Annotated in this window: 16 protein-coding genes; 8 read left to right on the forward strand and 8 right to left on the reverse strand. The window is 65.8% G+C overall.

Annotation, left to right across the window (positions count from 1 at the left end; genetic code table 11):
• The first annotated feature begins 192 nt into the window (after nt 1-192).
• Nucleotides 193-1029 carry a universal stress protein gene (locus AC07VI_RS05025; protein WP_086148461.1) on the forward strand — a complete coding sequence of 279 codons (837 nt, stop codon included), beginning with the start codon at nt 193-195 and terminating at the stop codon, nt 1027-1029.
• Nucleotides 1030-1098: 69 nt separating this feature from the next.
• A complete protein-coding gene (locus AC07VI_RS05030; protein ID WP_086148460.1) occupies nt 1099-1965 on the forward strand; it encodes a hypothetical protein in 867 nt (288 codons plus the stop codon).
• 52 nt (nt 1966-2017) lie between these two features.
• On the opposite strand, the gene AC07VI_RS05035 is transcribed toward AC07VI_RS05030, so the two are convergent.
• From AC07VI_RS05035 to AC07VI_RS05045, 3 genes are all read right to left on the reverse strand, one after another.
• Nucleotides 2018-4336, reverse strand: coding sequence for an NADP-dependent malic enzyme (locus AC07VI_RS05035; protein ID WP_086148459.1), 2319 nt, complete (start codon nt 4334-4336; stop codon nt 2018-2020).
• A gap of 231 nt (nt 4337-4567) precedes the next feature.
• Nucleotides 4568-5161, reverse strand: a complete 594-nt coding sequence (locus AC07VI_RS05040) for an SMI1/KNR4 family protein (RefSeq protein ID WP_099419360.1) — start codon at nt 5159-5161, stop codon at nt 4568-4570.
• A gap of 39 nt (nt 5162-5200) precedes the next feature.
• Nucleotides 5201-6388 carry an MFS transporter gene (locus AC07VI_RS05045; RefSeq protein WP_492995984.1) on the reverse strand — a complete coding sequence of 396 codons (1188 nt, stop codon included), beginning with the start codon at nt 6386-6388 and terminating at the stop codon, nt 5201-5203.
• Between the two features lie 122 nt (nt 6389-6510).
• Here AC07VI_RS05045 and AC07VI_RS05050 point away from each other — a divergent pair, with 122 nt between their 5' ends.
• The gene (locus AC07VI_RS05050; protein ID WP_086145857.1) at nt 6511-7032 is read left to right on the forward strand and encodes a MarR family winged helix-turn-helix transcriptional regulator; all 522 of its coding nucleotides are present in this window, start codon (nt 6511-6513) and stop codon (nt 7030-7032) included.
• Here the strand turns inward: AC07VI_RS05050 and AC07VI_RS05055 are convergent.
• The gene (locus tag AC07VI_RS05055) at nt 7029-7622 is read right to left on the reverse strand and encodes a hypothetical protein (protein WP_086145858.1); all 594 of its coding nucleotides are present in this window, start codon (nt 7620-7622) and stop codon (nt 7029-7031) included. The two genes, AC07VI_RS05050 and AC07VI_RS05055, sit on opposite strands and share 4 nt — an antisense overlap.
• An 89-nt stretch (nt 7623-7711) precedes the next feature.
• Between AC07VI_RS05055 and thiL the strand changes: the two genes are divergently transcribed.
• Complete coding sequence (gene thiL / locus AC07VI_RS05060; protein WP_086145859.1) at nt 7712-8692, forward strand: thiamine-phosphate kinase; 981 nt, start codon at nt 7712-7714, stop codon at nt 8690-8692.
• A gap of 3 nt (nt 8693-8695) precedes the next feature.
• Here thiL and AC07VI_RS05065 read toward each other — a convergent pair whose 3' ends face one another.
• Genes AC07VI_RS05065 through AC07VI_RS05075 form a run of 3 tightly spaced genes read right to left on the reverse strand, consistent with a single transcriptional unit; the run spans nt 8696 to nt 13913 of the window.
• The gene (locus tag AC07VI_RS05065; protein WP_099419362.1) at nt 8696-11269 is read right to left on the reverse strand and encodes an EAL domain-containing protein; all 2574 of its coding nucleotides are present in this window, start codon (nt 11267-11269) and stop codon (nt 8696-8698) included.
• Nucleotides 11266-13296 carry a sensor histidine kinase, YfiR-like protein-associated gene (locus AC07VI_RS05070; RefSeq protein ID WP_086145861.1) on the reverse strand — a complete coding sequence of 677 codons (2031 nt, stop codon included), beginning with the start codon at nt 13294-13296 and terminating at the stop codon, nt 11266-11268. The genes AC07VI_RS05065 and AC07VI_RS05070 overlap by 4 nt, the downstream gene beginning before the upstream one ends.
• Nucleotides 13296-13913 carry a TOL_0243 family YfiR-like periplasmic protein gene (locus tag AC07VI_RS05075; RefSeq protein ID WP_157792350.1) on the reverse strand — a complete coding sequence of 206 codons (618 nt, stop codon included), beginning with the start codon at nt 13911-13913 and terminating at the stop codon, nt 13296-13298. Before AC07VI_RS05075 ends, AC07VI_RS05070 begins: the two co-directional genes overlap by 1 nt.
• Before the next feature lie 220 nt (nt 13914-14133).
• Here AC07VI_RS05075 and AC07VI_RS05080 point away from each other — a divergent pair, with 220 nt between their 5' ends.
• On the forward strand, nt 14134-14616 hold the full coding sequence (locus AC07VI_RS05080) for a CinA family protein (protein WP_086145863.1): 483 nt from the start codon (nt 14134-14136) through the stop codon (nt 14614-14616).
• Here AC07VI_RS05080 and AC07VI_RS05085 read toward each other — a convergent pair.
• A complete protein-coding gene (locus AC07VI_RS05085) occupies nt 14609-16378 on the reverse strand; it encodes a GGDEF domain-containing protein (RefSeq protein WP_253251931.1) in 1770 nt (589 codons plus the stop codon). The genes AC07VI_RS05080 and AC07VI_RS05085 overlap by 8 nt on opposite strands.
• Nucleotides 16379-16590: 212 nt before the next feature.
• Between AC07VI_RS05085 and AC07VI_RS05090 the strand changes: the two genes are divergently transcribed.
• The 3 genes from AC07VI_RS05090 (at nt 16591) to AC07VI_RS05100 (ending at nt 20578) form a co-directional block, all read left to right on the forward strand.
• A complete protein-coding gene (locus AC07VI_RS05090; RefSeq protein WP_086145864.1) occupies nt 16591-17319 on the forward strand; it encodes a P-loop NTPase family protein in 729 nt (242 codons plus the stop codon).
• The gene (gene traM, locus AC07VI_RS05095) at nt 17320-17685 is read left to right on the forward strand and encodes a conjugal transfer transcriptional regulator TraM (protein ID WP_086145865.1); all 366 of its coding nucleotides are present in this window, start codon (nt 17320-17322) and stop codon (nt 17683-17685) included.
• A gap of 79 nt (nt 17686-17764) precedes the next feature.
• A complete protein-coding gene (locus AC07VI_RS05100) occupies nt 17765-20578 on the forward strand; it encodes a M16 family metallopeptidase (RefSeq protein ID WP_492995989.1) in 2814 nt (937 codons plus the stop codon).
• Nucleotides 20579-20693 lie beyond the last annotated feature (115 nt).

Here is a 20693-nt window from a genome sequence, read left to right on the forward strand (position 1 = left end):
GCACGCGCGGCATTTTGATGCATATCAAACAACTCGAAAATTCCCGGCAATGGACTTGCAGATAGTCACGGGCCGGTTTTTTTTGACCCACATCAAGCCCAGTAGAAGAAAACCGCCGTCCTTCACGCCAATGCTGGACTTGCCCGTGTTGCCGTTCTAGCCTTGTTGCCATCCTGACTAGCGAATGACACCATGGCTTACAAATCCATCCTCGTCCACGCCGACCTGTCGCGCCACGCGCCGCAGCGCATCGCCATCGCGGCCCGGCTGGCGCACGCGCACCAGGCGCACCTGATCGGCGCGGCGATGACGGGCGTGTCGCGCTTTACCCTGGAAAACAACCGCGGCATGCGCGGCGCTGCCGTCGCGGCGCAGATTTCGGCCCTGCACGGGCAGGCGGAAACGGCGCTGGACCAGTTTGAAACGCTGGCGCGCCAGGCCGGCGCCGTCTCGCTCGAGCGGCGCCTGATCGAAGACGATGAAGATGGCGGCATGGCCGTCAGCGCCCGCTACAGCGACCTGACCGTGCTCAGCCAGCACGACGACAGCGAAGCGCTGCCCGGCGCCATGAGCGACCTGGTGCCCTACGTGATGCTCAACGCGGCCCGTCCCGTGCTGATCGTGCCGCGCGGCGCCCGGCAAGCCCCGCTGGACGGCACCGTGGTGGTGGCCTGGGACGGCAGCATGGAAGCGACGCGCGCCATCGGCCACGCCCTGCCCCTGCTGCGCGCGGCGCGCCTGGTGGTGCTGGCCCTGCTGCATCCGCCCGCCGGCCACGCCCAGCCGGCGCGCCACCCGGGCGCCGACATCGCCGCCTACCTGAGCCGCCATGGCGTGCCCGTCGAAGTGCGCCCCGCCGTCACCACGGGCGACGTCGGCGCGGCGCTGCTGGCCATGGCCGCCGAGGTGCATGCCGGCCTGCTCGTGATGGGCGGCTACGGCCACGCGCGCTTCCGCGAAATTTTACTCGGCGGCGTGACGGAAACCGTGCTGCGCCAGATGACCTTGCCCGTGCTGATGGCGCACTGAGGTCCCGCGCGCCACGTTTTGTTGCACAATGGCTATACTTGCCTGATTTTCCATATCAAGGCAATGTAGATGAAGCAACAACTAATCAATTGGGGCAGCACCCTGGCGCCGTTCGGCAGCGACCTGCTGTGGACCGTCCTGCCGTGGATGCTGCTGTATGGCGTGCTCGGCTTTGTGCTGGCCCTCGGCATCTGCTACCAGCTGGCCAGAAAATGCCTGCTGGTGCGCCGCCCGCGCGCCTGGCACGTGGCGGCCAAGCTCAGCTATGTGTTGATCCTGGTCGCGCTGCCGCTTCTCGGCGGCGGTTTGGGCGCCGTGCACAGCGCGCACCGCGTGGTCAAGCAGGCCCTTGAGCGCGACCTGCAGCCGGTGGTCGAAGCGCAGATGCCGGCGCTGCGCGTCTACCTGGAACAGCAGGCCAGGCTGATCGCCCCGGGCCAGCCGGTCAGCATGCGCAGCCTGCTCGAGCCCCTCGTGCAAGACATGTATTACCGGCCCACCTCGGGCAGTTACTGGGAACGCAGCAAGGCGCGCTGGATCAATGAATTCATCCTGCGCCGCGCCAGCGTGCTGCTGACGCAGGTGCTGCAGGAACAGCTGATCGCCAGGGCCGGCGTGCTGGGCGAAGCGCTCAAGGGCGCCGGCTTCCGTGGCCAGGCGGCCGGCGAACTGGCCAGCCTGGGCACCGACCTGGCCGTGCGCCTGACCACCGATGTGGCGCGCCAGGCCGATTTCAGCAAACTCGACAAATCAGTGCCGATGATCTTCATCGACGCCATCCAACGCCAGGCCGGCGCCTATTTCAATTCGCTCAAGATCACGCTGGGCCTGTTCGCGCTGGCGGTACTGCTGCTGGTGTGGGGCGAGATCTTGCTGTACCGCCACTATTACCTGCGCCGCCATCCGGCCACGGCCCTGCCCGTAGCACCGATGTAAAAAAGCCGCGCCTCCTTGCGGATGGCGCGGCTTTCAGGCAACGGCTAAAACCTTAGGCTTTGCGCTGGGCCACTGCGTCGACGACGCACAGGGCCGTCATGTTGACGATGCGGCGCACGGTGGCCGACGGCGTCAGAATGTGCACGGGCTTGGCGCAGCCGAGCAGGATCGGGCCCACGGCGATGCCGTTGCCGGCCGCCGTCTTGACCAGGTTGTAGGCGATGTTGGCCGACTCGATGTTCGGCATGACGAGCAGGTTGGCGTCGTTCTTCAGTGCCGAATTCGGCATGATTTTCTGGCGCAGCTTGCTGTCGAGGGCCGTATCGCCGTGCATTTCGCCGTCGATTTCCAGGTCCGGCGCGCGTTCCTTGATGATGGCCAGCGCGGCGCGCATCTTTTGCGCCGAGGCGCTGTCGCTGGAACCGAAGTTCGAGTGCGACAGCAGGGCCGCGCGCGGCGACAGGCCGAAACGGGTCATTTCTTCGGCGGCCATGATGGTGATCTCGGCCAATTGCCCGGCGTCCGGGTTTTCATTGACGTGCGTGTCGACCATCACCAATTGACGCTCAGGCATGATCAGCACGTTCATGGCCGCGTAGACATTGCTGCCGGCGCGCTTGCCCAGCACCTGGTCGATGTATTTCAGGTGCAGCTGGGTGGTGCCGAAGGTGCCGCAGATCATGCCGTCCGCATCGCCCTTGTGGATCATCATCGAGCCGATCAGCGTATGGCGGCGGCGCATTTCCAGTTTAGCGTACTCCTCGGTGACGCCTTTGCGGCTGGTCATGGCGTAGTACGTATTCCAGTAATCGCGATAGCGCTCGTCGAAGTCCGGGTTGATGACGTCGAAATCGACGCCCTGCTTGAGGCGCAGGCCGAATTTCTGGATGCGCGCTTCGAGCACGGGCGGACGGCCCACCAGGATGGGACGCGCCAGTTTTTCATCGACCACCACTTGCACGGCGCGCAGCACGCGCTCTTCTTCGCCTTCGGCGTAGACGATGCGTTTGAGTTCGGCCGGCGTGGATTTGGCCATCAGGAACAGCGGCTTCATGAAGGTGCCGCTGCGATAGACGAATTGCTGCAGGCTGTCCGCGTACGCCTGCAAGTCCTTGATCGGACGCGTGGCGACGCCGGAATCCTCGGCCGCCTTGGCCACGGCCGGCGCGATCTTGATCAGCAAGCGCGGATCGAAGGGCATCGGAATCAGGTATTCAGGGCCGAACGACAGGTTGCTGATGCCGTAGGTGGTGGCCACGATGTCCGACTGCTCGGCGTGCGCCAGGTCGGCGATCGCGTGCACGACGGCGATTTCCATCTCGCGCGTGATGGTGGTGGCGCCGCAATCGAGGGCGCCGCGGAAGATGTAGGGGAAGCACAGCACGTTGTTGACCTGGTTCGGATAGTCCGAACGGCCCGTGGCGATGATGGCGTCGCTGCGCACGGCCTTGACTTCTTCGGGCAGGATTTCCGGATTCGGGTTGGCCAGCGCCAAAATCAATGGATTGGGCGCCATCTTGCGCACCATGTCCTGTTTCAGCACGCCGCCGGCGGAGACGCCGAGGAAGATGTCGGCGTCCGGGATGATTTCGGCCAGGGTGCGCAGCGGCGTGTCTTGCGCGAAGCGTTCCTTGTCCGGGTCCATCAGTTCCGTGCGGCCCTTGTAGACGACGCCGGCCAGGTCGGTGACGTAGATGTTTTTCAGCGGGAAGCCCAGATCGACGATCAGGTCCAGGCAGGCCAGCGCCGCGGCGCCCGCGCCCGAGACGACCAGCTTGCAGTCCGCGATTTCCTTGCCGACGGCTTTCAGGCCGTTCAGGATGGCCGCGCCGACGATGATGGCGGTGCCGTGCTGGTCGTCATGGAAGACGGGAATCTTCATGCGGTCGCGCAGCTGGCGCTCGATGTAGAAGCACTCGGGCGCCTTGATGTCTTCCAGGTTCACGCCGCCGAAGGTCGGCTCCAGCGAAGCGATGATGTCGACCAGTTTATCGGGGTCCGATTCGTTGATCTCGATGTCGAAGACGTCGATGCCGGCGAATTTCTTGAACAGCACGCCCTTGCCTTCCATCACTGGCTTGGCGGCCAGCGGGCCGATATTGCCCAGTCCCAGCACGGCCGTGCCGTTGGTGATGACGGCCACCAGGTTGCCGCGCGCCGTGTATTTGTAGGCGTTCGCCGGATCGATGACGATTTCTTCGCAGGGAGCCGCCACGCCTGGCGAGTAGGCCAGCGCCAGGTCGCGCTGGTTGGTCAGTTGTTTGGTGGGCGTCACGCTGATTTTGCCGGGGCGCGGGCACTCGTGGTACTCGAGTGCGGCCAAGCGCAATTGTTGACGCAATTCTTCTTTTTTATCAGATGACGAATCCATGCTGTGCTGCCTTCCTGTTTGGTCGATCGGGGTGCTTCCGATTTTATCAGACCGAATCTTTCAATTAGCTAGGTATTTTCCGCTAGCCACAGTCTGATATCACGAAAACGCATAACCTAGCATTGTAAGGCCGTCCGGCGGCACAAACGTCCTGAGCAGCAAAAACTATCAAATTTTAGATTTCAATTAGTTTTCATAATAACCATCCGCCAGCGCGCGGCGATGGTGCATCTAGTCGAAATTTTCATCGGTCAAGAAGGCATACTCGTCATCGATCAGCATGTGCAGATAGGCATCGAAACTGTCGGCGATGACCTGGTAATTGTCGGGATCGTGCAGGAAGCGCACGACCTGCCCCACCTTGCCCGACGCCGCGGGCGTGAAATCGACATACAGCCGCGACGAGCCGCCATTGTTCATGCAATGCGAAAAACACAGGCGCCGGCCCTGCTGGATGCCCGCGTCGATGCGGGCGTCGACGATGCCGGGGTCGTCTTCCAGGTAATGGCCGTAGATATCGGCGATGCTGCGCCGGTTCGCTTGCCGGTCTTCCAGTATCTGTTCGACGGAACTCAGGTAATACGGGTACTCGAACACGTCCGAGCCCAGCATGTACACCAGCACCATGCCGCCCGCATACTTCTGATGATAGGTGCCGTTGTACTGAGCCAGCAAGCGCAGCAGGCTGTCAGGACACAGCGGATAGGCCTGGCGCAAGCTGTCCAGTTGCGCCGCGCTGGCGCCGCTGGCCAGCGCCAGTTCCGCCAGCGGCTCCGGCGGCATGGCCTGGCGCAGGCCGGCTAAATAGTGGTCGACGATGTTCATAGCCGAAATATATCAGCTGGCCGATACGCCATGCGCACGCTAGCGCACAGCGGCCAGCCGCGTCCCCGGCGCGAAGCGCGTGGCAATCAGCAGCAACAGCACCACGCCGCCCGCCATCACCATCCACGCCTGGGCCAGGCTGGACGAATGCTGGCGGATCAGGCCGGCAATAAACGGCATGCTGCTGGCGACGATGTAGCCGCCGCCCTGCACGAAGCCGAGCAGCGCGCCGGCGCCGGCCGGGTCACGCACGTGGTCCATGCTGACGATCAGCGACAGGGGAAACAGGGCGCCGATGCCGCAGCCGAGCAGGATCACGGCGGGAATGGCCAGTTGCGCGGGCGCCGCGATCAGGCAAGCCAGGCCGGCCAGCACGGCCAGCAATACCGACAATAACAGCATGCGGCGGTCGGGGAAGCGGTGGATGACGCTGGAAATGAGCAGTCCCGCCAGCACTTCCACCAGGGTCAGGCCGCCGAGCAGCAAGCCGCTGTCGGCCGCGCTCCAGCCCAGTTCCGTATAAAACGGCGGCAGCCAGGCCAGCACCAGCGTGTACGCCCCTGTGCCGATGCCAAAGAACAGCATCAGCAGCCAGGCGCGGCCACTGCCCACGGGCAGGCTGGCGCCCGCGCCGCTGGCCGCGTCCACGCGCGAGGCGGCGGCGCGGCGCCACAGCAGCGCGGCGGCCACGGCGGGCAGCGCCCACAGGGCCAGCAGCGCATTCCAGCCCCAGCTTTGCGCCAGCGGTGAAGCGGAGGCGGCGGCAATGGCTGCGCCGCCCATGATGCCCGTCGTATAAAAGCCCATCAGCTGGCCCGCCCGCTCGGGGAAATGGCGCTTGATGAAGGCCGGCAGCAAGGCTTGCACCAGCGCAATGCCCAGGCCGCCCAAGGCCGCCGTGGCGATCAGCCCGCCGCTGCCATGCAAGGGCCAGCGCAAGGCGCAGGCGGCAGCGATGATGGCGATGCCCAGCGAAATGCCGCGCACCACGCCCAGGCGGCGCTGCAGCTGCGCGCCCGCCAGCGCGCACAGGCCCATGGCGAACACGGGCACGGTGGTCAGCAAGCCCGCGTCGGCATTGCTGATACCGGTGCCGGCCTGGATGCTGTCGAGCAAGGGACCGATGGCGGCCAGGATGGGCCGCAAATTCAGGCCCAGCAGGATGATGGCGGCCACCAGCAGGGCGGACGAGGACAGCGGCGAAGAGACGGGGCGTTCAACAGGCATGGCAGAGTAGTCCTTGCCTCGCAGGGAGGCACATGGTTTAATGCGTGACATAATCACTTGATGAAAAGTATCTTAACATAAAGATAGAAATCTATTTTGATGTCGAGATAAATGCATACGCCATGACGGATACCCCGCAAGAACACACGCGCGCGCAATTTGCCGCCGCACAATGGCAGCGCGAACTGCCGCAGATGGATACCGCCGCCATGCAGCTGGTGGGCCAGCTGGGCACGGTGGCGCAGCTGATGGCGCGCGACTGGCTCAACCCGCTGTTTGCGCAGCACGGCTTGCAGCCGGGCGAATTCGACGTGCTGGCGACCTTGCGCCGCTCGGGCGCGCCCTACAGCCTGACGCCGACGGCCCTGTACGAGGCGGCCATGCTGTCCTCGGGCGGCATGACCAACCGCATCGACCGGCTGGAAGCGGCCGGCCTGATCGAACGCCGGAAACACCCGACGGACCGGCGCGGCGTGCTGGTGGCCCTGACGCCCGGGGGATTGGAACTGATTGAAAAACTGGTGCTGCTGCACGTGGACAACGAACGCGCCATGCTGTCGCCGCTGAGCGCGGACGAGCAGCGCCAGCTCGACCAGTTGCTGGCCAAGCTGCTGCACGGCATGGCGCAGGCGAAGAAGGTTTAAGCGAGCAGCTGCGCCAGCTCGCGCAGCGCCGCATGGCCGCGCCGGGCCAGGCGCCGCAATTCTTCCGGCGTACAGTGGCCATACAGGGCCTGGACGTGGCCTTCGCTGGCGGCGCGCAGGTCGAGCTCGCCCGCGCCGGGGTCGGGCAGCTGCCCCTCGACAAGGGTCAGGAAATAATGGCGGGGCGCACCGTGCAGGTTGGCCGCGAACTGCAGCACCAGGCCGCTGTCGAACAGCAGCGCGCCGCTGCACGCCCCCGCCTCCAACAGCAGGCGATACGGCGGCAAGGGCCGCCGCGCCGCGCGCAGCACGCTGGCCAGGCGCAGCTGATAACCGAGCTCCAGTCCATTCGCGTGCAAACGGCCGCCTTGCAGATACACCTTGAACGATGCTTGCACGGCCCGGCTGGCGCGGCGGAACCAGCGTTCATCCTCATACAGGCACAGCTGGCCGCCATCGCATAGTTCATAAAAACCGCGCGCCAACAGTTCCGGCGCCGTGAAACTGGCAAGGCCGACGGCCTGTGGCTCGCGCAGCCAGCCATCGTCAAGGTAGGATTGCATCACGGCGTGGATATCGTGGAGGGGCATAGGGGCATGTTCGGCAGTGGCAAAGGCCCGTATTGTAGGCCAGCCTATAATAGACGGGCCACACCATCATTCAACGACCAGACTACGCCATGGCCCCACACGACGCGCTTTCCGAATTCGACCTGATCAAACACTATTTCGTGCGCCAGCGCCCCGGCCGCGCCACCCTGGGCATCGGCGACGATTGCGCGCTGATGACGCCCGGCGCCGGCAAGCAGATCGCCATCTCCTCGGACATGCTGGTCGAGGACCGGCACTTCTTTGCCGGCGCCGACGCCCGCATGCTCGGTCACAAAAGCCTGGCCGTGAACCTGTCCGACCTGGCCGCCATGGGCGCGCGCCCCGTGGCATTTACCCTGGCGCTGGCGCTGCCCCAGGCCGAGCGCAGCTGGCTGGCCGGCTTTGCCGAAGGCCTGTTCGCGCTGGCCGATGAATTTGGCTGTGAATTGATCGGCGGCGACACCACCAAAGGCCCCTTAAACATCTGCATCACCGTGTTCGGCGAACTGGCGCCGGGCCAGGCCCTGCGCCGCGGCGCGGCCGTGGCGGGCGACGATATCTGGGTCAGCGGCACCCTGGGCGACGCGCGCCTGGCCCTGGCCGGCTACCGCATGGAACAGGAGCTGGCGCCAAGCGACCTGGCGACGGCGGCCGCGCGCATGCACACGCCCGCGCCGCGCGTGGCGCTCGGCTGCGCGCTGGCCGAAGCGGGCATCGCGCATGCGGCCATCGACATTTCGGACGGCCTGGCGGGCGACCTCGGTCACATCTTGAAAGCGTCGCAAGTGGGCGCCACGCTCGACGTCGACGCCCTGCCGGCCGGCCCCGTGCTGGCGCGGCAAGCGGCCGCCCTGCGCCGCCGCTACACGGCCGCCGGCGGCGACGACTATGAACTGTGCTTCACGGCGCCGGCGGCGTCGCGCGAGGCCATCGCCGCGCTGGCGCTCAGCTGCGGCACGCCCGTCACGCGCGTGGGCCGCATCGAGGCCCAATCAGGCTTGCGGCTGGTCGATGCGCAGGGGCAGCCGCTGGACTTGCAGCTGTCGTCGTTCGACCACTTCAGCGAGTAAATCCTAGCGCACGGCCACGCGCGCCAGCCCCGGCTGGTTGACCATCCAGTAGTGCTGGAAGGCCAGGCGGATATTGTCGCGCAGCTGGGTGTCGTCCCACGGTTTCGTGTAAAAACGATAAATGGCGCCCCGGTTGATCGAGTCGAGCACGGCTTCGAGGCCCGTGTAGCCGGACAGGATGATGCGGATGGTTTCCGGGTACAGCTCCTTGACTTTGCTCAAGAACTCCGTGCCGCTCATGCTGGGCATGCGCTGGTCGCAGACGATGACGTGGACCCTGTGCAGGGCCAGCATTTCAAAGCCTTCGGCCGGCGTGCTGGCCGTAAGGATCTGGTAGCCCTCGGGGCGGAACAGGCGGTGCAGCGACGACAGCACGTTGACGTCGTCGTCGACGATGAGCAGGGTCTGGGCCGGCTGGGCGGCCGGGTCGTGGCCGGGCGGCAGGCCGGCGCCGGCGACGATCATCTGCCCCAGCTCCAGCGCCGGCAGCGAGCGGCTGAAATAAAAACCCTGGATTTCATCGCAGCGGTTGCGCCGCAGGTATTCGAGCTGCGGGCGCGATTCCACGCCCTCGGCCACCACGCTCAGTTTCAGGCTGTGCGCCATGCTGATGATGGCCAGCGCGATGGCCGCGTCGTTCGGGTTGCTGGTGATGTTGCGCACGAAGGCGATGTCGATCTTCAGCTTGTCGATGGGGAAGCGCTGCAGATACGCCAGGCTCGAGTAGCCGGTGCCGAAATCGTCGATGGCCACCTTCACGCCGATCTGCTTCAGCTTTCCCAGCACCACGATGGTGCGCTCGGCATTCGACATCAGCGCCGTTTCCGTCAGCTCCAGCTCCAGCAGTTCCGGCGCCAGCTGGTGCTGCGCCAGCGCGCGCGTCACCTCGCCTTCCAGGTCGCCTTCGGCGAACTGGCGGCTCGACACGTTGACGGCCACGTGCACGGGTCCCACTTCGCTGTCGCGCCATGCGGCGATCTGGCGGCAGGCGGCCTGGATCACCCAGGCGCCAACGCGCACGATCAGGCCCGTGTCTTCCAGCACCGGCACGAATTCGGCCGGCGCCACCAGGCCGTAGCCGGGGCGGCGCCAGCGCAGCAGCGCCTCGACGCCGCTGATGCGGCCCGTGCGCAAGTCCACCTTCGGCTGGTAGTACAGGATGAACTGCTCGTGTTCGAGCGCATGGCGCAGCGCCAGTTCCAGGTCCAGGCGCGCCAGCACCTGCACGTTCATGCCGGCCGTAAAAAAACGGTAGCCGTCGCGGCCCGCCTGCTTGGCGCCGCCCATGGCCGTATTCGCGTATTTGATCAGCGTTTCCGGATCAAGCGCGTCGTCCGGGTACATGGCGATGCCGATGCTGGCCGTCAGGGTGGCCGCATGGCCGCGCAGGTCGAACGGCGCGCGCAGGGCTTCGCGCACCTGGTTGGCCACGGCCACGGCTTCCTGCTGGTTGCGGCTCATGGTGAGTATCAGCGCAAATTCGTCGTTGCCCAGGCGGCCCACCGTGTCGCGCAGGCGCACGCATTCGACCAGGCGGTTGCTGAACTGGCGCAGCAGTTCGTCGCCCAGCGCCGCGCCCAGGGTGTCGTTGATGCTTTTGAAGCGGTCCAGCGCGATGAACAGCACCACGATGCGCCAGCTTTTTTCCTGCGCCAGCTCGACGGCCTGGGCCAGCGTCTGGTAAAACAGGCTGCGGTTCGGCAGCCCCGTCAAGCCGTCGTAGTGGGCCAGGTGCTTCAGGCGTTCCTGCGCCTGGCGCCGCTCGCTGATGTCGCGCGCAACGGCGATCAGCAGCAGGCCGCCCGCGCCCCCGCCCGCCACGGGCGCCTGCGCATACCAGTGCCAGCCCAGTTCCACGGGCACCAGGCTCAGGTCGCGCCGCACCAGTTCGCATTCCGTCACTTCCGTCGCCAGGTGGGCCGGGCCACCTGGCAGCGCGGCCAGGGGCGGCGCCGGCGGCGATGGCAGCAAGGTGCCCGGCGCCAGCGCCAGCAGCTCGGAGCGCGCATAGCCGAGCAGGCGGCAGGCGCCGTCGTTGACGTCGACCAGGGTCATGCCCAGCACGTCGACGAGGAAGATGGCGTCCGTGGTGGCGTCCATGGCGCCGCGAAAGCGCTGCAGTTCGGCCGTGCGCTGGCTCACCGTGCGTTCGAGCAGGGCGCTGTAGTGGCGCGCGGCGCGGTGCAGCAGCCGCACTTCGAGCATGTTGCGGATGCGCGTGAGCACTTCAAGCGCATCGAAGGGCTTGCTGATGAAATCGCGCGCGCCCGCCTCCAGCGCGGCCAGCTTGGCGTCCGGGTCGGCGGCGATCACCAGCACGGGCAGGTAGCCCTCCTGTTCCAGCGGGCGCAGCGCATCCATCACGGCATAGCCGCTCATGGCGGGCATCACCAGGTCGAGGATGATCAGGTCATACTGGTGGCGCTGGTGCAGCCCCGCCACGGCGCGCGCGTCGAGGGTGCTCGACAGGGCCGTGTAGCCGCCGCTGCCGAGCAGGTGCTCGAGCAGGCGCAGATTGACTTCCTGGTCATCGACGATGAGGATTTTCGCGGCGTAGATGTCGGCCTGGCTGATCATGGGACGCCGGCTCCCTTCTGCCGCCGCTGCTGCGCCACGTAGGCCAGCGTGCTATTGATCGCCTCGGTGAATTCCTCGAGGTTGATCGGCTTGGTCAGGTAGCGGTAGAAGCCCAGCGCCATGCTGCGCTCCACGTCGCCCGGCATGGCGTTGGCCGTCAGGGCGATGACGGGGATGTGCGCCGTGCGCGGATCGGCGCGCAGCAGCTTGAGCGCATCGATGCCGTTCACATTGGGCAGGTTGATATCCATCAAGATCAGCTGCGGCAGGTGCGTGCGCGCCATCTCCACGCCCAGGCGGCCATCCGTGGCCGTCAGCAGCTGCAATTGGGGGCAGTAGCGGACGATTTCCTCGACCAGGGTCAGGTTGGCGGGATTGTCTTCCACGTACAGCAGGGTAACGGGGGCGCTGTTGTCGAGCAGCGCCCCGGCCAGGTCCGGCCGCGGCAAGCCCGGCGGCGCGAGGCTGGGCAGGCTTTCGGCGGCGCGCAGCTCGATCCAGAAGGTGCTGCCCTCGCCGGGCACGCTGGTCACGCCGATGCTGCCATCCATCAGTTCCACCAGGCGCTTGGTGACCACCAGGCCGATGCCGCTGCCCTCCTCCGTGCCGCCCTCCTGCCCCAGGCGGTTGAAGGGCTGGAACAGCAGCGCGACCTGCTCGCTGTCGAGGCCGCTGCCCGTGTCGCGCACGCTGATGCGCACCAGGCCGCCCGGGCGCGGCGCGCAATCGATGGCCACGTCGCCGTGCTCGCGGTTGTACTTGAGCGCATTCGACAGCAAATTGAGCAGAATCTGCTTCAGGCGCGTGCGGTCGGCCAGCACGTTCAGCGCGCACGCCGCGGGAAAGGCCATGCCGATGCCGCGCTGGCTGGCCAGCGGCGCGATCATGTCGCGGCACTCCTGCAGGATGGCGTGCAGGCCGACCGGTTCCAGCGACAGGCTGACCGTGCCCGATTCGACCTTGGCCAGGTCGAGGATTTCATTGATCAAGGTCAACAGGTGACGTCCCGATTTCAGGATATGGCCGGCAAATTCCTTCTTTTGCTCCAGCGTCGACGGCAGGCGGTCGGAGCTGAGGATTTGCGCGAAGCCCAGGATGGCGTTGAGCGGCGTGCGCAATTCATGGCTCATCGACGACAGGAAGGCCGACTTGGCATAATTGGCGCTGCGCGCCTCTTCCATCGCCATGGCCAGTTCGCCGTTCGTCATTTCCAGCTGCACCGTGCGTTCGTGCACGCGCACTTCCAGCTCCTGGTTCAGGCGCATGACTTCCTGCTGCGCCTGGGCGCGCTGCTCGCCCTCGCGCGCCAGCTCGCCGTTCGAGCGTTCCAGCGCCTGCGTGCGCAATTCGATCTCGGCCAGCATCTTGTTGAAGGAATCGACCAGCTGCGCCACTTCATCGGCGCTGAGCTTGCGCGCGCGGCGCGAATAGTCGCCCGTTTCGATCACCTCGCGCGCCACGTCGGCGATGTCGAGGATGGGCTGGGTGATCACGTAGTCGAGGCGGCGCAGCAGCAGCAAGGCCACCAGCAGCGCCAGCACCGTCACGCCCAGGGCGATGGCCAGGTAATCGGCCGTGCGGCCCGCCAGTTCATAGTCGGCGCGCAGGTAGACGGTGCCCAGCAGTTCGCCATTGTCGACGATGGGCTTGAACAATTCCACGGATTTGCCCGCGATGCTGACGCCTTCCTGGCCCACCTGCGCCGGCAGCACGCCGACGCGCTCATTCGCGCGGTAGCTGGCAAACAGGCTGCCGTCGGCCTTGTACAGGGCGCCGGCCGTCACGCGCGGGCGGATGCGCATCAGGTTGAGGTTTTCCAGCGCCAGCCGCTCATCGTCGAAGGCCAGCGCGGCCGAGCTCATATGCCCGAGCAGCTCGGCCTGGGTGCTGATGTCGGCCACCAGGTTGCGGTGGTAGGCGCGCAAGTCGTAGACGACGATGGTGCCCAGCGAAATGACGAGCGCCACCAGGGTGGTCAGCAAGACCACCGACATCAGTTTGTGGCGTATCGAGCGCAGTCGTATCATCAGGCGCCCCCCGTCTGCACGCGGTAGGCGGCCAGCAGCATGCGCGCGCTGATGCGGATATGCGCCTGCGCCACGGGTTTCAGGGCCACGTCGAAGCGCACCTTGTCGTCGGCCATCACAAAATTGATCATGCTGCCCATCGCATACACCTCGTCCGAATCGGACACCGTCAGCAGCGCCAGGCCCCGGCTGGCCGCCAGCATTTCCTGCAACGCCGTTTTCTCCAGCGCGCCCAGGTACAGCACGTGCAGCCCCGCCAGCGGCTCGCCGCGCCGCACCTTCCTGACCTGCACGCTGCGCCCGTTGACGCTGTGGCCGGCCACGCTCAGTTCGAGCTGCTCGGCCAGCGCATCGGCACCGGCCACGCCGATCACCAGCGGCGCGTCGGGCCGGACGAAACTGCCATCGGGCCACTCGACAAAACCGGCAAACTTGTACAGGTACGCGGCCTTGACCTGGCGCTCCAGGTCCGCCGGCACCTGCGCCCGCGCCCCGGCGCACAGCACGCCCAGGAGCAGCAATAGCCAGCCCCAGCGGATGGGGCTGCGGATGGCGCCGCGCAGGGGGCGACGCAGGGGGCCGGCATGCTGCCGCCAGGTCCAGTTCAGAAGTGCCATGACAACCGAGTAAAGATAATGCATTCGAAGGCGCGGCGCCATGCCGCGTCCCTATTCGGGCGATGCGAACCAGGGTGGCGCAGCGGCAGACCGCCTGCCGCCCATATTGGTAGCAAATGTATAAAAGAGTGTACGCATTTTCGCTGATACCGGGGAAAGTTTCTTTTACCGCAGGCCATGCTACAGTCATGCTTCCTCCCCAGCACGCGCGCAATCACCGATGAGCAAAGAACTCTTTACCCTCTCCACCGCCGTGGGCCAGGCCTTGCAGGCACGGGGCCTGCTGCTGGCCACGGCCGAATCGTGCACGGGCGGCGGCGTGGCGCAGGCCGTCACGGACATCAACGGTTCGAGCGCCTGGTTCGAGCGGGGCTTCGTCACCTATTCGAACGGGGCCAAGAGCGGCATGCTGGGCGTGCCCGCCGAGCTGATCGCCGCCCACGGCGCCGTCAGCGAGGAAGTGGCCGCCGCGATGGCGCAAGGCGCGCTGGCCCACAGCGACGCCCAGGTGGCCGTCTCGACCACGGGCATCGCCGGCCCCACGGGCGGCGTGCCCGGCAAGCCCGTCGGCACCGTCTGCTTCGGCTGGGCCATGGACGGGCGCGTGCAGACGCAGCGGCTGGTGTTTGCGGGCGACCGGCAAGCCGTGCGCGAGCAATCCGTCATTCATGCCCTGCAGGGACTATTGCGCTTTATCAAGTAAGGCCGGCGATGCAGGCGCGGTCGCGGCCCGCCTGTTTCGCCGCATACAGGGCGCTGTCGGCGCGCATCAGCAATTCGTGGCGACCGGCGCCGTGGCGCGGGTATTCGGCGATGCCGGCCGAAAAAGTGCAGCCCGTCAAGCTGTGCGGCGCCTGCCGGATCAGCAGCTGGCGGTAGCGCGCGGCGATATCGTCGATCTTGTGCGCCGCGATGGCGCTGTCGGCTTCGCGCAACAGCAGGCAGAATTCCTCGCCGCCATAGCGGCACAACATGTCGCTGCCGCGCAGCTGGCTTTCCACCAGGCGCGCGAACTGGATCAGCACTTCGTCGCCGAAGTTGTGTCCGTAGGTGTCGTTGACGCGCTTGAAGAAGTCCAGGTCGATGATGGCGATGGCCACGGGCGCGTTTGCGTCGGCCTCGTGCAGGATGGCATTGAGGCAGGTTTCGAAATGGCGGCGGTTGTACAAGCCCGTCAGGTGGTCGCGCAGGGCCTGCTCCTTCAGGCTGTCCTGCAGCGAGTTGACGTGCAGGATCTGGTGCGCCAGTTCGCGGTTCAGGTGTTCGAGCTTGACGTTTTCCGTCTCGCGCGCCGCCTGCAGCTCCAGCGCCTTGTCGCGCTCGGCCTTCAGGCTGTGCATTTCCTTTTCCAGGTTGCGCATCAGCAGGCGCGAGGCGCGCGCCGACTTGCTGCTGGCCTCGTACGCGGCCTGGTATTGCTGCAGGAAACCATATGCGGCCTGCCATTCGCCCAGCTGGGCATTGATATCGGACAAACCGCGCAGGATCTGCTGCTGGTGAAACGGATTGCGCGTCCAGCTCAGCAGGCTGTGCGCCTGCGTCAGCGACGCCAGCGCCTGGGCCGTCTGGCCCGCATGCAGGTCCAGCTTGCCGCGCACCAGCCACGCGTGCATCTGCTCTTCCAGGTCCTGGCCCCGGCGCGCATAGTCCTCGGCGCGCAGCAGCAGTTGCAGGGCGCTGGCCGGCCGCTGCAGCAGGATGGCCGCGTGGGCGGCGATGCAGAACAGAAAAGCGCGCACGGCCAGGTCCTCTTCCGGCCACTCGTAAAACGGTTCCACCAGCGCCAGCGCCTCGGCCGGCTTGCCCGTGGCTAATAAACACATGGCCAGGTTGGCCGAAACGATGGTTTGCTGGTATTTGAGCTTTTGCGTGCCGATGATGTCGAGCGCCTCGACCAGCAGGGGGATGGCGTCTTCGTCATTGCCCAGGTCGTGCTGCGACGAGGCCAGGTTCGAGAGGCTGTTGACGCGGTGCGCGGGGCTGCCGAAGCGCTCGGCGATGTCGAGCGCCAGCAAAAAATTGCGCGGGCCGTCCTGCGTGTCGCCGCGGTTCAGGGCGTCGACGCCCAGGCGCGCGTACAGCATGAACTTGTGCAGCGAGTCGGGAATCTGCGCGGCCTGGCTGCGTGCCAGCAGGAAATGCTGCTCGGCGTCGGCAAAGTCGCCGCGCCGGCTCGCGTACGCGCCCTGCAGGGCGGCCACTTCCATGCCTCCTTCCAGGTCGCACGTCTGCTGGAAATACGCGCGCAAGCGCCCGCACGGCGGCTCGGCCTCGCCCGCGTAATAGGCGAGCCAGCAATGATTGAGTTCCGCATACGCGCTGCCGCGCGCATACTGTTGCCGTTGCGCCGCCGCCAGCGCCATCTGCGCCAGCCGCCGCGCCTGGCGGCGGTTGCCGACCAGGCAGGACAGGGTCTGCTGATTGAGGCGGTCTATGTCGGCTTTATCGAGACTGGAGATCGGCACTGCATCCTCATACACACGCTGGGGTGGATTTTTCGCACAAAACTTGCTCTGTATCAATGGTATCCTGATTAACATCATAACCAGATTCGCTGTCCCGCATGGCATCTTTGCAAAGGATTGTGGTAAAAATGCCAGTCGCGGCCACGCACGCGGCAATCGCCGCTGTCACGGATCTTTGATTGTCACTGACGCAACAACTTGGAGTAGTCGCAATGCAAAACACGGTACATTTCATCCTGCAGGGCAAGGGCGGCATCGGCAAGACGCTCGTCTCGACCCTGCTGGCGCAGTGGATAGGCGGCAAGGACGGCACGCCTTTGCGCTGCTATGACACCGACCAGGAAAACGCCACCTTCTCGCGCTACAAGGCGATGAACGTCAAGCACGTGCCCGTGATGACGGATGCGCGCAACATCGACCCGAAGCGCTTCGACGCGCTGATGATCGACATCCTCGAAGAAGACGGCAACTGCGTGGTCGACAATGGCGCGAACACGTTTTCGCCGCTGATGGGCTATTTGCTGGAAAACGACTGCTTTTCGCTGCTGGAAGAATCGGGGCGCAAGGTGTACATCCACACCATCGTCGGCGGCGGCGACACCCTGCACGACACGGCCACGGGCTTTGTCGCCACGGCGCAGGCGACGAAGGTGCCGCTGGTGCTGTGGCAGAACGAACACTTCGGCCTGCTGCAATCGGCGTCGGGCAAGCAGTTTGTCGAATCGCAATCGTATGCCGACAACCGCGCGCGCGTGAAAGGCAGCATCACCTTGAGCCAGCGCAACCCGGACACCTTCGGCGCCGATGTAAAAAAAATGAACACGGCGCGCCTGACGATGCAGGAAGTGCTGCAGAACGACAAGTTCAACATCATGGAAAAGCAGCGCATCAAGGTCGTCTACCGCGACATCTTCGAACAGCTCGACAAGGTGCAGTGGTAGATGGACCGGCACACACTGCGCAGCCACGTGTTCGACAAGACGGGCATCAAGGTCGACGTCGATGACCCGATATTCGCCCTCGTGGCGCTGAACGAAGCCGTGCTGGCGGACACCGTCGAACGCCAGCTGGCCCTGCTGGACGCGGCTACCCAGGCGCTGGCCGCGCAGGCGCGCGCCACGGGCGGCGTGCCGGCCGAAGCAGCGCCCGCCATGGCCCGGCCCGTGCCGCAAGTACCCGCGCCATCGCCGGCCGGGCCGGCCGGCTTTACGCCGCGCGAATGGCGTTTGCTGGGCGCGGCCGCCCTCGTCTCCGTCGTTTGCGCGCTGCTGGTGCTGGGCGGCGCAGCCCTGCTGTATCAACCGTAGCACCGACCGTAGCACCGTCGCGCTGCGCCAGCCACGAGCGGGCCGCAGCGTCTTCCCCCACCCTAGCCTGGAAGCATGCATGAAACCGATCAAACTGCTGGCCATTCCCGCCCTGATGCTGTCGCTGTACGGCGCCCCGCTCACGCTCGCCCACGCCGCCGGCGCCGCTGCCGCGACGGCCGCGACGGCCGTGCCAAATGTTGCCTACGAAAAATACACCTTGCCGAACGGCCTCGACGTGATTCTCGTGGAAGACCATAAATTGCCCGTCACGGCCGTCAACATCTGGTACCACGTGGGGCCGGCGAATGAAGCGCCGGGCCTGACGGGCTTTGCGCATTTGTTCGAACACATGATGTTTGCCGCCACCAAGCACGTGCCGCGCGGCATGGCCGACCAGCTGCTGGAAGGGGCGGGCGCCACGGATTCGAACGGCAGCACGGATTTCGACCGCACCAATTATTTCGACACGGTGCCGTCGAACCAGCTGGAACTGGCCCTGTGGGCCCATTCCGACCGCATGGGCTACCTGCTTGACGTGCTCGACCAGACGGCGCTGACGAACCAGCAGGACGTGGTGCGCAACGAGCGCCGCCAGAGCGTGGAAAACGCGCCCTACGGCATCGTGCAGGAAGCCCTGTACCACCAGCTGTTTCCGAAGAACCACCCGTATTACGCCAGCGTCATCGGTTCGCATGCGGACATCCAGAACGCGAAACTGGCCGACATCAAGGAATTCTTCACCAAATACTATGGCCCCAACAACGCCAGCCTGGTGATCGCGGGCGACATCGACAAGGCGAAGACCAAGGAACTGGTCAACAAGTATTTTGGCAGCTTCAAGAGCGGCCCCGCCGTGCCGAAACCCGATGTCGTGACGCCGCCCATCACGCAGGAACGCCGCCTGGTGGTGCAGGACCGGGTCGAGCTGCCGCGCGTCTTCATGGCCTGGCTGACGCCGTCCGCCTACGCCCCTGACGATGCGGAACTGTCGATGGCCGCGCAAATCCTCGCCGGCGGCAAGTCCAGCCGCCTGTATAAATCCCTGGTGTACGACAAGCAGATCGCGCAGGACGTGGGCGCCAGCCAGAGCTCGAACGCCCTCACCTCCGTGTTCACCATCGACGTGACGGCCCGCCCCGGCCACCAGCCCGAGGAAATCGAGCAAGCCATGCAGGCGGAACTGGAGCAATTGCGCGCCAAGGGACCCAGCGAGAAGGAAATCGAGCGGGCCCGCAACAGCATCGAGACAGCCATGCTGAGCCAGGTGGAAAAAGTGGGCGGCAACGCCAACATGATGAACCAGTACAACCAGTACCTGGGCGACCCCGGCTACCTGGGCAAGGATATCGAGCGCTACCGCCAGGTGACGGCGGCCGGCGTGCAGCGCGCCGTCGACACCTACCTGAAAAACCAGGCGCGCGTGGTCGTGTATGGCGTGCCGGGCAAGCCGGACCTGGGGCCGGAAGTGGCGACGCCGGCGCCGGGCAAGGTGAAACCGGCGCCAGGCACGGCCATCAATGCGGACGAGCCGTGGCGCAACGCCGTGCCGAAGGCCGGTCCCGCGCCGAAGATTGTTTTACCGCAAGCGACGTCCTTCACCCTGAGCAATGGCTTGACGGTGATCCACAATTACAACCCGGCCGTGCCGCTCGTCTCCAGCCAGCTGGTCATCAAGAGCGGTTCGGGCGCCAATCCGCTGGCGCAGCCAGGCTTGTCCAGCTTTACGGCGCAATTGCTGCAAGAGGGCACGGCCACGCGCAGCGCGCCGCAGATTGCCGATGACGTGGCGCAACTGGGCGCCTTTCTCGGCACGGGTTCCGGCGCGGATGCCTCGTTCGCCCAGCTGACGTCGCTGAAAACCACGTTCCCGCAAGCGCTCGACGTGCTGGCCGACGTGGTGCAGCACCCGCAATTCCCGCAAGAAGAGGTGGAGCGCCAGCGCGCCAGCCGCATCGGCGAACTGGCGCAGCAGCGCGAAAACGCGGGCGCCGTGGCGGCCCGCGTGGAAGCGGCCGCCCTGTACGGCCCGCAACATCCGTACGGCACCATCCAGCTGGGCACGGAAACGGCCCTGAAAGCCACCAGCCGCGCCGACCTGCAAGCGTTCTGGCAGCAGCATTACGTGCCCAACAATGCAGCGCTGATCGTCTCGGGCGATATCGGCGCGGCGGAATTGAAGGCGCTGGCGGAAGCGAAGTTCGGCAGCTGGAAGGCGGGCGCGGTGGCGCCATCCGTGACGGCGGCGCCGGCCACGACGAAAGCCAGGCTGATCCTGGTCGACAAGCCGGGCGCGCCGCAGACGGCCGTGCGCCTGTCGACCATCGCCGCGGCCCGGGCGACGCCCGACTATGCGCCGCTGCAAGTGATGAACGCGGCGCTGGGCGGCTTGTTTACTAGCCGGTTGAGCAATAACCTGCGCGAGGAGAAGGGCTACACCTATGGCGTGCGCTCGCAATTCCAGTACCGCAGCCAGCCGGGGCCGTTCTCCATCGCGGCCGGCGTGCGCACGGACGTGACGGGCCCGGCCGTATCGGAAACCTTCAAGGAAATCCGCGCCATGATCGCCAGGCCGCTCACCGCCAGGGAATTGTCGAATGCGCGCAATTCCCAGGTGCTGTCCTTGCCGGGCCAGTTCGAGACGAATGCCAGCATCAGCGCCAGCATGGCCAACACGTATGTCTACGGCCTGGGCCTCGACTACTACGCAACCTTGCCGCAGCGCTTTGCCAGCGTGACGGACAAGCAGGTGCAGCAGGTGGCGAAAAAATACCTGCAGCCGGAAAAGCTGATCGTCATCGGCGTGGGCGACAAGGCGAAGATCGCGCCGCAGTTGAGCAAGCTCAAACTGGCGCCCGTGGAACTGCGCGATGCGGAAGGGAACGTCAAATAGCCGGGGCCAAGTAAGCCCCAATAAATTATTGTGTTTTCTGACTTCCATAACCGGCGCTGTGCGGTGTTGCCCGCAGCTAGCAGTGCTCGCACTGCTAGCTGCGGGCGCCTTGCAC

The sequence above is a fragment of the Janthinobacterium sp. GW821-FHT03A03 genome (assembly GCF_059421435.1).

What these genes read in the sequence shown, in the direction of transcription:
- AC07VI_RS05040 (WP_099419360.1), bottom strand. Translation starts at nt 5,161, where the DNA reads ATGAACATCGTCGACCACTATTTAGCCGGCCTGCGCCAGGCCATGCCG.
- AC07VI_RS05045 (WP_492995984.1), bottom strand. Translation starts at nt 6,388, where the DNA reads ATGCCTGTTGAACGCCCCGTCTCTTCGCCGCTGTCCTCGTCCGCCCTG.
- AC07VI_RS05070 (WP_086145861.1), bottom strand. Translation starts at nt 13,296, where the DNA reads ATGATACGACTGCGCTCGATACGCCACAAACTGATGTCGGTGGTCTTG.
- AC07VI_RS05100 (WP_492995989.1), top strand. Translation starts at nt 17,765, where the DNA reads ATGAAACCGATCAAACTGCTGGCCATTCCCGCCCTGATGCTGTCGCTG.
- traM (WP_086145865.1), top strand. Translation starts at nt 17,320, where the DNA reads ATGGACCGGCACACACTGCGCAGCCACGTGTTCGACAAGACGGGCATC.
- AC07VI_RS05075 (WP_157792350.1), bottom strand. Translation starts at nt 13,913, where the DNA reads ATGGCACTTCTGAACTGGACCTGGCGGCAGCATGCCGGCCCCCTGCGT.
- thiL (WP_086145859.1), top strand. Translation starts at nt 7,712, where the DNA reads ATGGCCCCACACGACGCGCTTTCCGAATTCGACCTGATCAAACACTAT.
- AC07VI_RS05035 (WP_086148459.1), bottom strand. Translation starts at nt 4,336, where the DNA reads ATGGATTCGTCATCTGATAAAAAAGAAGAATTGCGTCAACAATTGCGC.
- AC07VI_RS05080 (WP_086145863.1), top strand. Translation starts at nt 14,134, where the DNA reads ATGAGCAAAGAACTCTTTACCCTCTCCACCGCCGTGGGCCAGGCCTTG.
- AC07VI_RS05090 (WP_086145864.1), top strand. Translation starts at nt 16,591, where the DNA reads ATGCAAAACACGGTACATTTCATCCTGCAGGGCAAGGGCGGCATCGGC.
- AC07VI_RS05050 (WP_086145857.1), top strand. Translation starts at nt 6,511, where the DNA reads ATGACGGATACCCCGCAAGAACACACGCGCGCGCAATTTGCCGCCGCA.
- AC07VI_RS05030 (WP_086148460.1), top strand. Translation starts at nt 1,099, where the DNA reads ATGAAGCAACAACTAATCAATTGGGGCAGCACCCTGGCGCCGTTCGGC.
- AC07VI_RS05055 (WP_086145858.1), bottom strand. Translation starts at nt 7,622, where the DNA reads ATGCCCCTCCACGATATCCACGCCGTGATGCAATCCTACCTTGACGAT.
- AC07VI_RS05065 (WP_099419362.1), bottom strand. Translation starts at nt 11,269, where the DNA reads ATGATCAGCCAGGCCGACATCTACGCCGCGAAAATCCTCATCGTCGAT.
- AC07VI_RS05025 (WP_086148461.1), top strand. Translation starts at nt 193, where the DNA reads ATGGCTTACAAATCCATCCTCGTCCACGCCGACCTGTCGCGCCACGCG.